The organism is Vibrio palustris (genome assembly GCF_024346995.1).
GTDB classification, from domain to species: Bacteria; Pseudomonadota; Gammaproteobacteria; order Enterobacterales; family Vibrionaceae; genus Vibrio; species Vibrio palustris.
In genome coordinates this window covers 628,092-639,228 of sequence record NZ_AP024888.1, presented here as the reverse complement: position 1 = coordinate 639,228, position 11,137 = coordinate 628,092, and the positions used below count along the sequence as shown (strand labels likewise).

General features: G+C 42.9%; 10 protein-coding genes. 9 read left to right on the top strand and 1 reads right to left on the bottom strand.

What is annotated here, in order from left to right:
* Positions 1-215: 215 nt before the first annotated feature.
* The 7 genes from OCU30_RS15225 to OCU30_RS15195 all read left to right on the top strand — a co-directional run bounded on the left by OCU30_RS15225 (position 216) and on the right by OCU30_RS15195 (position 8,327).
* Positions 216-1,001: a nucleotidyltransferase domain-containing protein gene (locus tag OCU30_RS15225; protein WP_077314210.1), complete on the top strand. Its 786-nt coding sequence runs from the start codon at positions 216-218 to the stop codon at positions 999-1,001.
* A gap of 41 nt (positions 1,002-1,042) precedes the next feature.
* Positions 1,043-1,606 carry a sugar O-acetyltransferase gene (locus tag OCU30_RS15220; RefSeq protein ID WP_077314211.1) on the top strand — a complete coding sequence of 188 codons (564 nt, stop codon included), beginning with the start codon at positions 1,043-1,045 and terminating at the stop codon, positions 1,604-1,606.
* A 247-nt stretch (positions 1,607-1,853) separates the two neighbouring features.
* On the top strand, positions 1,854-2,543 hold the full coding sequence (locus OCU30_RS15215; protein WP_077314212.1) for a hypothetical protein: 690 nt from the start codon (positions 1,854-1,856) through the stop codon (positions 2,541-2,543).
* 386 nt (positions 2,544-2,929) lie between these two features.
* The gene (locus OCU30_RS15210; RefSeq protein ID WP_077314213.1) at positions 2,930-3,766 is read left to right on the top strand and encodes a TauD/TfdA dioxygenase family protein; all 837 of its coding nucleotides are present in this window, start codon (positions 2,930-2,932) and stop codon (positions 3,764-3,766) included.
* Positions 3,763-5,208 carry an FAD-binding protein gene (locus OCU30_RS15205; protein WP_077314214.1) on the top strand — a complete coding sequence of 482 codons (1,446 nt, stop codon included), beginning with the start codon at positions 3,763-3,765 and terminating at the stop codon, positions 5,206-5,208. Before OCU30_RS15210 ends, OCU30_RS15205 begins: the two co-directional genes overlap by 4 nt.
* Before the next feature lie 52 nt (positions 5,209-5,260).
* Positions 5,261-7,132, top strand: coding sequence for an L-tyrosine/L-tryptophan isonitrile synthase family protein (locus tag OCU30_RS15200; protein WP_077314215.1), 1,872 nt, complete (start codon positions 5,261-5,263; stop codon positions 7,130-7,132).
* 472 nt (positions 7,133-7,604) lie between these two features.
* On the top strand, positions 7,605-8,327 hold the full coding sequence (locus OCU30_RS15195) for a metal-dependent hydrolase (RefSeq protein WP_077314216.1): 723 nt from the start codon (positions 7,605-7,607) through the stop codon (positions 8,325-8,327).
* A gap of 17 nt (positions 8,328-8,344) precedes the next feature.
* On the opposite strand, the gene OCU30_RS15190 is transcribed toward OCU30_RS15195, so the two are convergent.
* A complete protein-coding gene (locus OCU30_RS15190) occupies positions 8,345-8,509 on the bottom strand; it encodes a DUF2256 domain-containing protein (RefSeq protein ID WP_077314217.1) in 165 nt (54 codons plus the stop codon).
* Positions 8,510-8,917: 408 nt separating this feature from the next.
* Between OCU30_RS15190 and OCU30_RS15185 the strand changes: the two genes are divergently transcribed.
* A complete protein-coding gene (locus OCU30_RS15185; protein ID WP_077314218.1) occupies positions 8,918-9,658 on the top strand; it encodes a copper homeostasis protein CutC in 741 nt (246 codons plus the stop codon).
* 197 nt (positions 9,659-9,855) lie between these two features.
* Positions 9,856-11,121, top strand: coding sequence for a serine hydroxymethyltransferase (gene glyA, locus OCU30_RS15180; protein WP_077314219.1), 1,266 nt, complete (start codon positions 9,856-9,858; stop codon positions 11,119-11,121).
* The last annotated feature ends 16 nt before the right edge of the window (positions 11,122-11,137 follow it).

Here is an 11,137-nt window from a genome sequence, read left to right as displayed (position 1 = left end):
GTTACTACGAGTAACCACTCTCATTCTGGTATTTGATATCTAACCAAAGCGCGTAACTTGTTATTTAGCCTAGTAACTGTGTGCGTATTTTCAAGCGGAGTGCTAAAATTGCCTCACCGCATTGCTGTGCAAATGTACGCCTGACTTTACGCATAATTGTCGATGCCACAAGTCGTTGTGAGTGTTACGATAAGACTTTTCTGAAAGGATTCAGCATGCATCAGTGTCGCCGAGGTCTAGATAAACACGGTTTTATCGATAATGTTTGTTCTGTAAATTCTATCCAACGTGAATTTAAAATGGTGGTCGATCAGGTTGTTTCACAGCTCGTTCAGCGTTTGCCTAAGCAAGTGGATAGCATCTATTTGTATGGCAGTGTGGCAAGAGGAGAGGCGGTTATTGGTTGTTCTGACTTAGATCTTTCTATCCTACTCAATACTCCTCTCACTGCTCACCACCAGCAGGTGTTTAATGAAATATCGGCTAGCATTCCCCAAACTTATTCAGAAATTAGTAAGCTCGATATTGACCCAGGGTATCTCTATGATGTGCTTAAGCCGCGAGAAGTTTACCATTGGCACTTTTGGTTAAAGCATTGCTGCTGTTGTATTTGGGGTAAGGATCATTCCGTTCATTTTCCTCGTCACAAACCAAGTCTTGCCATAGCCCAAGCTATTAATGGAGATTTATGCAATTATTTACTAAAGATGCAGCCAGAATTTGCCATTATGAGTGATATAAATGTTGCTAAAATTATTGGTAAAAAATTACTCAGGTCGGCGTATTACTATGTTGCCGAGCAAGATGGCAGTTGGTATATCAACTTAGCCCAATGCGCTGCTGTGGCAAAAGTGTATTATCCCAATCATAAGGCTGACTTGGATTTAGCGTATCAATACGCGGTGGGCGAGTTAACGTCGAAGTCGGGCGCTATTGAATTATTCCAGCGCTTAAGTGCTGAGATCCTCGCACCACAAAAAGTCAACAACAGCGTAAGTTAGTGAATAAGGTGAGTGACAATAGCGTCAGCAAGGAGGCTTATGTGTCAGAAAGAGAAAAAATGCTCGCCGGAGAGCTTTATGATGCGAGTGATGAGGAGTTAGTGGCGCTACGTTTACAAGCGCGACTAATGACCGAAAAACTGAACCTGACTTCTATTCAGTTTTCTGAACAACGCCAAGATCTTATAACAAGTTTATTTGGCGCGACGGGAAGTACGCTACACGTTGAATCTCCGTTTCATTGTGATTATGGTCGTCATATCCATGTTGGTGATAACTTTTATGCGAACTTTGGTTGCGTCATATTAGATGTCGCCTTGGTAACCATTGGTGATGATTGTCTTATTGGCCCACAAGTGGGCATTTATACCGCCACCCATCCGGTCGAGCCAATCGCCAGAAAGCAGGGACGAGAATTCGCGCAGCCAATCACTATTGGTGATAACTGTTGGATCGGTGGCCATGCGGTGATTAACCCTGGTGTGACGTTAGGTAATAATGTTGTGGTGGCATCTGGCGCCGTAGTGACACGAAGTTTTGGCCATAATGTGGTGATTGGCGGCAACCCAGCGCAAGTGATAAAGCAGGTTCCTCTCTCCTCATAGCATCAGAGTCAACCCATCAACGGTGCTGATGGTTATTAATCATCACTCAGTCTTTGGCGGTAAAGACATAAACGAACTACTGCGGCGCTGGTGAAGTTTTACCCATAATTATATGCAGGATTAGCATATTACGTCCACACAAGGTACATTGGTGGTTCGATCTTGCTTTTATCAAGATCCATGCTGACTTGTAATCAACACGAGCAGCTCAATTCTCTGCAAGATGAACGTCAAGTAGGAGTGCACAATGCAGCCACAATTTACAGTTCAAATCGATTCCTTCCAGAAAATTAACCAAATCAACAACGCGTGGTCTAATGATGATTATCGCGCGCTAATGCATATTATGAGTTTTGATGAAGACTTAGACGCGATGGATGCGACTGAGCTTAGAGAAATGTGCATGATGTCGCTGAATGACCAAGGTCCAGAAGGCGCAGCGGCGGTGGTATTAACCCATTTGTTTCCAGAATTACCGCAAGGAAAAATTGATCAAGTCAGCCATGACATGCTCGAAGACCGTTATTGGGAAGAATATGCCAACTGTTTGTATCATGAGCGATTCTTTAGCGCGTATGCGTTATTAAGAGAAGCATTCAATGGTACCTTTGCCGAGCCAACAGGCGTGGAAATGACGCTGACAGTCACGGGCGAAAACGAAGAAGATATGACGATTTTCGATACATCGCCTGAGTCTTCGATGGTGCGACTATTGGCTCATGGCCAAGGCGAGCTTGCGTTAATCAATCGGTTATATGAAGATCAAATCCAAGGCGACCAATTCCCAGAAGCGCCAGGTATTGTCTGGCAGTTGCAGCAAATAGCCGATAATGGGGCATCACGCCAATTTAGTTTTATTAGTTCTTATTTTTGGATGGAGGCTTTTGAAAATATGACCAGCTTTAATGCCGCCTCTCATGCGGATTCAGATGAATAATTTAGTAAACTAGTTAAACTCAACTGATAAAAAACGAATCTATTGATTCGTTTTTTTATGCGTTGAGTTTTTTCATGAGTGAATAACACTTAACTAGTTTTCTCGTTAGGCTTAATGACTATTTATATAAAATAAAAAATTCACTGCTAATTTTTGTGATTTTTACTGTTAATTAATTTAGTAAGTTTATTTTTTATGACTTATAAAATATTGTGATATCTATTTTATTATTCATGAAAAGGCTTTTAACAAGGTAGCATAGTTAGTAATATTTTTTATTATCAATGTTTTATATTGATAATGCCATTCCTTTAATAAGTTTTGTGTTTGAATTTCTATTAATTTGTAAATAATGTGTTGCTTCCTTTATATTATTAGGTAGGTATATGCAAAGTTATAAAATAACCAGATTAAAGCCATTTGGTATTCAATTAGAACCAGTTAATGATACGAATTTAAATGTTATTCCGATGGAAGAGTTAAAGCATTTATTTCATTGTGAGGGATTAGTTGTACTAAGAGGTTTTGATACATTAGCAACTAACGAAGATTTAATTGCTTATAGTGAACAGTGGGGGGAAGTGAGTGTTTGGCCTTTTGGTAAAGTATTAGAGCTTATCCAACATGATGAGCCTAATGATCATATTTTCGATAACAGCTATATGCCACTACATTGGGATGGGATGTATCGTCCTCAAGTGCCTGAGTGTCAGATATTTCAATGTGTCAAGGCACCTAACCCAGGGCAAGGTGGCCGAACCACATTTTCTAATACGCAGCGCATATTGGAACAAGCATCGGCAGAAGATTTAGCATTATGGCGAAGAGCGACCGGCGTGTATGAGCGCAAGATGGCGTTCTATAATAGTCGCACCATTGCCCCGATCATTAGTGAGCATCCTTATAAAGGCTATCCTGTCATTCGTTATAACGAACCGCATTTTGAGGAAAAAGGGGAATTAATTAATCCCCCGCATATGCAGTTCACCGGTATAGAACAACATGAAGTCATGCAATTGCATGAAAGTCTACGTGCTGCGCTTTACCACACCAATAATTTCTATGCTCATGAATGGCAAAACGGAGATATCGTGATTAACGATAACTTTTCGCTGCTACATGGGCGTGAGTCATTTCACTCTCATTCCGCCCGCTATATCCGGCGTGTACAAATACTGAGTAACCCTCCTTTTGACAATCCAAACTTGGAGTCTTATCAATGAATACCATGTATACAGACATTACTATTATTGGCGCAGGCCCTGTTGGGTTAATGTGTGGTTATTTAGCGGCGCGCAGTGGTTTAAATACCGTAATTATTGATAAATCCGCTGGGCCATTAATGGTTGGACGAGCGGATGCATTGAATGCTCGAACACTACAACTTCTTGAATTAGTAGATTTATTTGATGATCTCTATCCATTAGGTAAAACCTGTAATACCAGTTCTATCTGGGCTAATGGTGAGTTTGTTTCGCGTCAATCCTCTTGGTGGGAGGCGTTAGAGGGGTGTTATCATCGACACTTTCTGATGCTTGGGCAATCTTATATTGAACAGCTTTTGGATAAGAAACTAACACAATACGATCACGCTGTACGGCGATTAACATCGGTTCAAGATATCACCTTAAATGAACAAGGATGTATAACGACCTTAGATTCAGGTGAGCAAGTTCAGTCACGTTTTGTGATTGGTGCGGATGGCTCTCACTCATTTGTACGCCGCCATTTTGATATTCCATTCGATATTATCCGGCCCAAAATCACTTGGGCTGTGATTGATGGGGTACTAGAAACTGATTTTCCTAAAGTTCCAGAGATTATCGTATTTCAGACTGATACGTCAGATGTGGCTTGGATTCCACGCGAAGGTGATTTGGATCGTTTTTATATTAGAATGGATACGGATGAATTTACGCAAGCAGAGGTAATCACCAAGATACGGAGAGCGGTAACCCCACACTCACTGACATTTAAAGACATCATTTGGTATTCCCAGTTTACAGTCAAAGAATCAATCGCTGAAAAATTTTCGCTAGAGGATCGCGTGTTTTTAGCTGGAGATGCGGCGCACATTCATTCCGTTAATGGTGGACAGGGGCTAAATACCGGATTAGCCGATGCGTTTAATCTGATCTGGAAGCTAAGTATGCAATTACAACAGGCAGCGCCTGCATCGCTATTGCAGAGTTACCAGAATGAAAGACAGCCTATTGCGGCGAGTGTGATTGAGAGCTCAGGAGAGTTAGTACGTTCAACCAAATATTCAAAACATGGCACCCATGCCCAAGATTACGTCAGTATTGTGGAAAAACGCGCAGGTAACATTACGGGAATGGGGATTCGTTATAGTGAATCTGGTTTAGATGGGACGCGTATTTTTGATTTCGAATTACATAATCAAGGTAGCCTAACACGACTTTATCATTTACTTAATTATAATCATTATACGTTATTGATTTTTTCAGATAACGATATTCAAATTGAACTTCCTAGTTATATTCAATGTATTCAAGTGAGCAAAAAAGATAGCTATAAATATTGTTCAGATCAAGGCTATTATCATGATCAAGCGATACTTGTACGTCCCGATGCGTATATTGAGTCTCATTGCTCTATTAATGAAATTAATAATTTCATTAATAGTTTATGGATGTATGAGTGATATATAATTCAGAGATTAAGAAATATAAATAGAATGATAATTAGGAAACATCATGATTAAAAAAACAAACGAAGATTACGTAGAAAGAATTACGTTTATACTTCTCAATCAATTAATGGCAAAAACCAATGCTCAGTATGAAGGATTAGTTGAATTAAAACGTACTATTAGCAAATTTGTTATTAATCGAAAGCCAATAAAGCTACTATTGCCAGCATTTCCTTGTAAAACAAATAACTTGGATAAAGTTTTAGGGCATCAGCCTGATATGGCAGAGTATCAAGTTTTAAAGAAATTTATTAAGACTATTAGAGATATACAAAGCATTTATCCTTATGGCGTCTGCTTTTATATTTTTTCTGATTATCATACGTTTTCGTATTATATTAATGTCGATTTTAAGCATCATTATGACTATTCTGATGGATTAAAAAAGATGATTGATATCATGAACGGTAGTGATGTTCTTAAAGTTGTGAACTTTGGAGATTTTGCCGAGTTTTCAGGTGTGGCTGATGTGGATTATTTTGATGAACTCAAGCGTCAATACGGCGATGCGCAATATGAAATGGATTTTGAAAAACTCAAGCGACAGCATAAAAAAATGCATAGCACATACCTTGGTTTAAAGAAGTTTATGAGCCAAGATCAGAAATATCCACTCGCGGCTTTATCATACTCAAACCGGCGTAAACGCCTAGCAGAAATGGCAAAGGGAATGATGATTCAAGGTAGAGCGTTAGATAATTTTTTACATCACCACTTTGCGGATTGTATTCGCTTGAGTATCCATGAGCATCCGATGGTGGGTGAGAAATATTCACTGTATTTATTCGATGAACCAAGCTTTAAAACACCGTGGCACAGTACGCTAATGTTTGACGCTCATCTTGGTGAGTTTGTGGTGGATTCGTGTGTTAATCATAGTCATGAGCGTAGCGCGGTGGTGACGGTAACCTATCAGGGACAGCCTTGGTGTTTACTTAAACTTCATGCGATCTCCAATGAAGCGCTAGCGTGTCTGCGTCGACTTAACATAACCGTTCATCAAGAGCAGTTTGGTTTAGTACTGTCAACGCCAGATCCTGATATGCCCATTGAGCTATTACAACACCGTGATCTGACTCATTTAGCACAGACATTTGGTTATGTTACGCTGCGCGGCTTCCATGCGCTTGAGTCAACGCAGGAGTTTGAGTCTTGGTATCGCCAAGGAGGCGGTGTGGTGTCTTGGCCTGAGGGGAATACCCAAATTGTTCGGCCGTCATTGGCAGCAAAGGGTACCTCTGTTCACTGGGGACTGGTGTACCCGCTTGACACGATGAACGTCAATCAGGATAAGTACGATTATGACGATTATACCCCAGATGAGGTGGTGTTTTATTGTCATCAAACCGCTGGTAGCATGCTGCACTACACCTCTTCTTCGTCAGTGAGTAGGGTCATCAATAGTGAGCTAGCGACACTCATACTCAATGGCGATGAACGGGAAGCACTCCGCGAGACCGTATTGGCGTATTCAGACGGAGTATCGCCGAGACAATGCACATATCATTATCCAGTGATCATGTCTTGCCCGCAAACACGCAAAGATATATTACGATGGTGGATGGAGACAAACACTGGTGTGGCTATCGATCATTTACCCAGTCATGATACTGAACTGTACTCATCGAATCACTACACAGAGAGTAAAGATGTCGTTACGCGTTTGCATGAAATTTGTCGAGATCGACGCGTCTATCATGAGCTGTCTTTGCAAGCGGGGGATGTGGTAGTGATGAATAACCATGCGACGCTACGAGCGGTTGAGTCGATACATGATGAGCACGAATTGTGGTATTTGCAGCGCCAACCGACGTCGGTTAATTCGCCTTGGCAACCGTATAACGCGATATCTAATCACCAACCGGGACTAAGTTAATACTCCCGATTCATGTCGATGGTACTTCTCTTTAGCAGGAGAGAAGTGCCTATATTTTTGCCGCGCGATAATGTGGTGGTTAAGCGCTCAGATTTGGATGTGTCCATCGTGATGTTTACCCCGCTACAGCCAATACTAACAACTGGTATTTGATCAAGTATTCGAAATGATGGCAGGTCTCTCTTCGGTACTAAGTGAGCTTAGATATTGAGTGATGCGTTAGCGCCATAAGAAGCCTATCATTGACCACACCTACCTTGTGAGCTGCGGGTCTTGCGCATGGTTTGGTATGGGTGCACAAATTATCGGCAGGTTATTGTAAGAACTGGGTTAATTCATAATCGTTTTCAACATGAAAGCGCGATAAGCCTTTCATTTGTCAGTTTATCTCTTGTAGTATGTGGTCGCTAACCGCAAACCCTCAGTCAATACTGAATTCCCTTTAGATTACCGCAGTAAGAGCAATAGAAAAATGGCCGATTTTAAAACCCACGTCACCGTCGCTGCCGCCCTCAGTGCCCCTCTAGCCGCAAGTGCTTTCATCGCCGGCTTTGCCACCATGAATGATGCGATTTTTTATGCATTAGCCGGCACCCTTGGCGGTATGATGCCAGATATCGATTCGGATGAATCGATCGCGATTCGACTCGTGTTTCGCTTAATTAGTGCATTAGTGGCCGGCTTAACCATTGCGTTTTGGTTAGATAAGTTGCCCCATTGGCAAGTGCTGGTCGCGGCAATAGTGAGTTATCTGATTGTGCGTTTTCCGATTAAGTGGGCATTCGAACAATTAACCATTCACCGGGGCACATTACATAGCCTGCTGGCTAATATTATGTTCGCCGCATTATCAGTGCCTGTGGCATATCATGTATTTAAACTGAGCAGCAAAACGGCGTGGGGGATTGGTGCTTTTGTATTTTTTGGCGCTATGATTCACTTGATACTTGATGAAATTTACAGTATCGACTTATCGGGCATGCGTATCAAACGCTCATTTGGTACCGCGCTTAAATTAACCGATTGGAGTCAGCCTTTGGCTTCGCTTGTGCTAGTACTTGGGTGCGTGCTTGGTTACGTATTTAGCCCAGATGCCAGTGCATGGCAGGCAACATTGACATGGTTGCCTCAGCCTGAAAATGTTTCCGACTGGTTAGTTAAAGAATGGACGCATCTACAGTTATCATGGGGCTAAATACCGTCCTATGGCGTTTATGATTCCAGCGTAGAAGTGGTCGTGTGCTTGGCGGCACGTTTACAGCGTTGCGAGCAATATTTCACGTCTGACCAATTGCGCTGCCACTTCTTACGCCAAACAAAAGGGCGCTGGCAGACGGGACAGACTTTTTCTGGTAACGTTAATTTCTTGTGGGTCATGGTTTCGTGGTCTCTATCAATGGTAAGAATGCGCCAGCGAATGTAAAAACACACTGTCTCATAACACCGAGCCGCATACAACAGACTCGCTGAGAGAAGGATGTGTCGCGAGAAAAAGGTATTAGTCTGCATGACACATGGTTGAATTATAATGCCGATTTATTACATATTCGCGCACTTTAGCAGCATGGTGCGAGACGATTGCGACACATTTATCACTCGCCGCTGTAGATGCCAATGTGTTGATGTCAGGGATAATGAGACGTTAGCTAAGTGCTATGCGTATATCGAAAAGCGTTAGGGGCGGTTAAATGCAGTGGCGGTGATTGTCTAGTTAACTTGATTCATGGAATTCGGCGATGACGGTAATTGGGAAATGGTATGTCATCACAATAAATAGGGAATAACATGGCAAACATGTGTGTAGAAGTGTGTGTAGATAGTATCGAGTCCTTTAATCACGCGCAGGCTGGTGGCGCAGGCCGGATTGAATTGTGTAGCTCTTTAGCTTTAGGAGGAATTACTCCGACTTATGGGCTAGTCAAGTATGCGCTTGAGTACGCCACGGTTCCCGTTTATGCCATGATTCGTCCACGCAGCGGTGATTTCCTCTTTAATCATGATGAGATTGCGATGATGGCCGATGAGATTGAATTTTTTCGCGATCTGGGTCTTGATGGTATCGTTATCGGCGCATTGACCGGCGATGCAACGATTAATACGCAAGCCGTCAAGTGTTGGGAACAATGCGCGGGTCCGATGGGCATCACCTTTCACCGTGCGTTTGATTTAACGCGCCACCCAGAACGCGCACTAGAAACACTGATTGATCTCGGTTGTCATCGGATATTGAGTTCCGGCGGCCGTGCTACCGCGATGGCGGGAATAGATAATCTAAAACATTGGATTCAACTCGCAGACCAGCGCTTATCGATTATGCCCGGTAGCGGCGTAACCCCCGGTAACGTGACACAAATTACCCGTGCTACTGGCGCCCGAGAAGTGCATTTATCCGGTAAAGTTGCCCAGCCCAGTTTAATGACCTATCACGGGCAGGGTGCAACGATGGGAAGTCACGGGCACAGCGATTATTGTCGTGATATTACGGATGTGCAGCAAATTCGCGCAACGGTAAAACAGTTTCTTTAATCTGTACGTCTAGACATCCACCCAAATCGTCCTAAAAACCTCGGCTTGCCGAGGTTTTCTTTTTATCGAGCTCGGGATGTCGCAAATCGACATTCGCTAGACGTTACTAAGCATATTCGAATGTGCAGCAGTCTATAACATCTAATCTACACCAAGGAAGAAAGCACTTCATTTTGAAGGCCTGCATGGAGAGAAGGATGTTTACGAAAAAAGATTCGATTGCTGGATTCGATGATACGATATGGTCAGCAATGCAGCTTGAAGCAAAACGTCAAGAAGAGCACATTGAGTTAATCGCATCAGAAAACTACACCAGCCCACGAGTTATGGAGGCGCAAGGCTCTGTATTAACCAATAAGTATGCAGAAGGCTACCCAGGTAAGCGTTACTATGGTGGGTGTGAGTATGTCGATCAGGTTGAGCAAGCCGCTATCGATCGCGCATGTGAACTGTTTGGTGCCGATTATGCTAACGTGCAGCCTCATTCTGGATCTCAAGCCAACGCCGCTGTTTACGCCGCGCTATGTGAACCTGGTGATACTATTCTTGGCATGAGCTTAGATCATGGAGGTCACCTGACTCACGGTTCTAAAGTTAGCTTCTCTGGAAAAATTTATAATGCCGTTCAATATGGCATTACGCCAGATACGGGTGAAATTGATTTTGAGCAAGTAGAGCAAATGGCGCTCGAACATCGCCCGAAAGTCATTGTTGCGGGTTTTTCCGCATATTCTCGTCAAATTGATTGGTCACGTTTCCGAGACATCGCCGATAAAATCGATGCCTATTTATTTGTTGATATGGCACACGTCGCTGGTCTTGTCGCGACGGAGCAATACCCTAACCCTGTACCATGGGCAGATGTGGTCACAACGACAACACATAAAACCTTACGCGGTCCACGCGGAGGATTGATCCTTGCTAAAGCGAATCCAGCGATTGAGAAAAAGCTCAACTCAGCGGTATTTCCTGGCGGGCAAGGCGGTCCATTAATGCATGTCATCGCAGCAAAAGCGATCGCGTTTAAAGAAGCGCTCCAACCAGAGTTTAAAGCCTATCAACAGCAAGTGGTATTAAATGCCAAAGTCATGGCGGAAGTCTTACATGGACGCGGCTTTGATATTGTGTCTAACGGAACAGATAACCACTTGTTCTTATTGAGCTTGGTCAAACAAGGTTTAACTGGTAAAGCCGCAGATGCTGCCTTGGGCAGAGCGAACATGACAGTCAACAAAAATGCGGTCCCTAATGACCCGCAATCACCGTTCGTGACATCTGGTTTACGTATTGGATCCCCTGTTATTACTACCCGAGGATTTAAAGAAGCAGAGTGCACTAAGTTAGCCGGCTGGATCGCGGATATCTTAGATGTATTAGATGATGAACAAAAATTGGAAGAAACCATTCTAGAAGTGAAATCACAGGTCGTGGCGCTTTGCGCACAATTCCCTGTGTATCGCTAAGCCTTGGAAAGGAAAC

Coding starts and splice junctions, on each gene's coding strand:
- OCU30_RS15225 (WP_077314210.1), top strand. CDS start 216: ATGCATCAGTGTCGCCGAGGTCTAGATAAACACGGTTTTATCGATAAT.
- OCU30_RS15215 (WP_077314212.1), top strand. CDS start 1,854: ATGCAGCCACAATTTACAGTTCAAATCGATTCCTTCCAGAAAATTAAC.
- OCU30_RS15210 (WP_077314213.1), top strand. CDS start 2,930: ATGCAAAGTTATAAAATAACCAGATTAAAGCCATTTGGTATTCAATTA.
- OCU30_RS15205 (WP_077314214.1), top strand. CDS start 3,763: ATGAATACCATGTATACAGACATTACTATTATTGGCGCAGGCCCTGTT.
- OCU30_RS15200 (WP_077314215.1), top strand. CDS start 5,261: ATGATTAAAAAAACAAACGAAGATTACGTAGAAAGAATTACGTTTATA.
- OCU30_RS15195 (WP_077314216.1), top strand. CDS start 7,605: ATGGCCGATTTTAAAACCCACGTCACCGTCGCTGCCGCCCTCAGTGCC.
- OCU30_RS15190 (WP_077314217.1), bottom strand. CDS start 8,509: ATGACCCACAAGAAATTAACGTTACCAGAAAAAGTCTGTCCCGTCTGC.
- OCU30_RS15185 (WP_077314218.1), top strand. CDS start 8,918: ATGGCAAACATGTGTGTAGAAGTGTGTGTAGATAGTATCGAGTCCTTT.
- glyA (WP_077314219.1), top strand. CDS start 9,856: ATGTTTACGAAAAAAGATTCGATTGCTGGATTCGATGATACGATATGG.